This is a genomic window from Vibrio sp. Vb0349, assembly GCF_033338975.1.
This window is the reverse complement of record NZ_JAWOTS010000318.1, coordinates 1-1180: the sequence shown is the minus strand read 5'-3', so window position 1 is coordinate 1180 and position 1180 is coordinate 1. Positions and strand designations below refer to the sequence as shown.

Genomic DNA, 1180 nt, shown 5'->3' with positions numbered 1-1180 from the left:
TATTATTCGCTACGCGCACATTGGCACGGGCAACTTCCACGAAAAAACCGCTCGAATCTATACCGACTTTTCGCTGCTCACCGCAGACCAAGAAATCACCAATGAAGTGCGCAACGTGTTTGGATACATTGAGAACCCTTATCGCCCAGTGAAGTTCAATCACTTGATGGTTTCTCCGCGTAATTCGCGCACCCAAATTTACCGCCTGATTGACAATGAAATCGCCAATGCAAAGGCGGGCAAAAAGGCAGGATTAACCATAAAGGTCAACAACCTCGTCGATAAAGGCATCGTCACCCGTCTTTACGCAGCAAGCAACGCGGGGGTAAAGATCAACATGATCATCCGCGGCATGTGCGCTTTGGTTCCGGGAATTGAAGGCGTCAGCGAAAACATTCGAGTCATCAGTATCGTTGATCGCTTTTTGGAACACCCACGCGTAGTGATCACGCACAATGATGGGGATCCTCAAGTCTACATTTCATCTGCCGATTGGATGACACGAAACATCGATCATCGTATCGAAGTTGCCGCTCCTGTTCGTGATCCACGTTTGAAACAGAGAATTATTGATATAACTAACATCCACTTTACCGATACAGTAAAGGCACGTTTGATAGACAAAGAGATGAGCAATAGCTATGTACCGCGCGGAAACCGTAAAAAAGTTCGCTCACAAGTTGCCATCTACGACTATCTTAAAAATATAGAAAAGCAAACAAGAAGACAAAAGTCAGATGTCTCAGATACTTGAACAAGATGAACGCTACATTGCCGCGATCGATCTCGGCTCTAATAGCTTCCACATGGTGGTGGCGAAGGTGGTCGGCAGCGATCTACAGCTCATCAGTCGCCATAAACAGAGGGTTCGTTTAGCCTCTGGCCTAGACAGTGAATTGAATTTAAGTCACGCCTCCATGGAGCGAGCGTTGGAGTGTCTTGCGATGTTCGCAGAGAGGCTGCAAGGCTTTGAGGAATCCAATGTGCGCATCGCTGCTACACACACGCTAAGGAGAGCGAAAAACGCGCATTTGTTTATCCAACGTGCAAAAGCAGTCATGCCGTTCCCGATAGAGATTATTCCTGGAGAGGAAGAAGCGCGCCTAATTTATTTAGGTGTCGCACACACTCAAGTGGAATCTAATTCTAAACTGGTGGTCGATATTGGCGGTGGCAGCAC

The 1180-nt window shown here is 47.3% G+C and carries 2 pseudogenes; both read left to right on the top strand.

The features are described from left to right. Positions 1-754, top strand: a pseudogene (locus tag R7Q47_RS25505) (RNA degradosome polyphosphate kinase); the annotation flags it as partial. After that, positions 738-1180, top strand: a pseudogene (locus R7Q47_RS25500) (exopolyphosphatase); the annotation flags it as partial. The pseudogenes R7Q47_RS25505 and R7Q47_RS25500, both read left to right, overlap by 17 nt.